Origin of the sequence: Emergencia sp. 1XD21-10, from assembly GCF_009936045.1 — a bacterium.
In the GTDB taxonomy this organism is placed as follows: Bacteria; Bacillota; Clostridia; order Peptostreptococcales; family Anaerovoracaceae; genus Senimuribacter; species Senimuribacter intestinalis.
Genome location: NZ_QWEQ01000073.1, coordinates 1 through 1,160 on the forward strand (window position 1 = coordinate 1; position 1,160 = coordinate 1,160).

The window sequence follows — 1,160 nt, forward strand, 5'->3', positions numbered from 1 at the left end:
CGATTGGACTGCACCATATACCGACCTGCATTCTTCAAAAGCCCTGTCAAAAATCCATGGTAGTAGCTCTCCGCATAATCGAAGTAGCTGATAGTGTCCATCAGCTGCTGGCTGATGAAATTCTCAGCCGCTTCGCAGTCCCCTTCTTCGAAAGCCTTGATGAGACTGCTTCTATCCACATTTGCTATCTTCTGGTCAAACCATTCTTTGATGCTTTGTTCATAAATGGATGCAATCTCCTCGTTGGGAATCGCCATTTCAATATAGATATTCCGTTTCTCTATTCGCTGACTTTTCATCTTTAGATATCCAGTGAAGAACAAAAAGTTCCATAGATTATCTTTCGATGTGTGAATATCTCCGTAGGTAATTTCTTCGTGAACCGGCTTTTCTATGGTGCCGCCTTCCATCAAAATCTCCAGCTCCTGGCGGGTCATATCGTCTGCTTCTTCTACAAGTTCCTTTACAATTCCGTTGCTGGAAGTGTTGGACCAATAGGGTTTGGTTGAAATTTGATTACCCGACAGCACGCTTTTCGTATAGTTTAAAATGCTCCACGGATTGTAAATCTCTCTATTTCCAAAGAGATAACCGTCATACCAGTCCCTTGCCTCGCAAAACCTGTCAGAAAGGTCATAATAGGCAAGCATCTCCTGCACTTCTTCACCCGTAAAGCCAAAACAGCTGCTGTAATTCTCGCTGATAATGGAATGAATCTCTAAATTGTTCAGTCCTGTAAAAATGCTCTCCCTGCTGATTCTAAGGCATCCTGTCACTACACCAAACTTCAGATAGGGATTGGTTTTCAGGGCGGACTCAAAGAGGGAGCGGATGAAGCCAATCATTTCATCGTAAAAACCACCGAAATATGCACACTCTAAAGGTACGTCGTATTCGTCAATGAGAATCATTGCTTCCTTCCCATGATATTTGTACAGGCACTCGGATAGAAATCGGATTGCGTCTACATATAGGGAAGCTTCTTCTCCTTCTTCCAAAATCGCCTCGTATTTTTCCTGCGCGTTTCCGTTCATTTTACCGGCAAGTACGTACTGATGTCTGGAAAACTCTGCAACAATTTCTCGTTTTAACATAGTGTACGCCATTGCAAAGTCACTTTGTTTGGCTGATTTTAGCGATAAAGAAATCACAGGGTACTG

At 42.8% G+C, this 1,160-nt stretch carries 1 protein-coding gene; it reads right to left on the minus strand.

The window, feature by feature from the left end; translation table 11 throughout:
* Positions 1-1,106, minus strand: a 1,106-nt coding sequence (locus D1151_RS16345; RefSeq protein WP_243151239.1) for an AAA family ATPase, incomplete at its 3' end; no start/stop codon positions are given.
* Between the last annotated feature and the right edge of the window lie 54 nt (positions 1,107-1,160).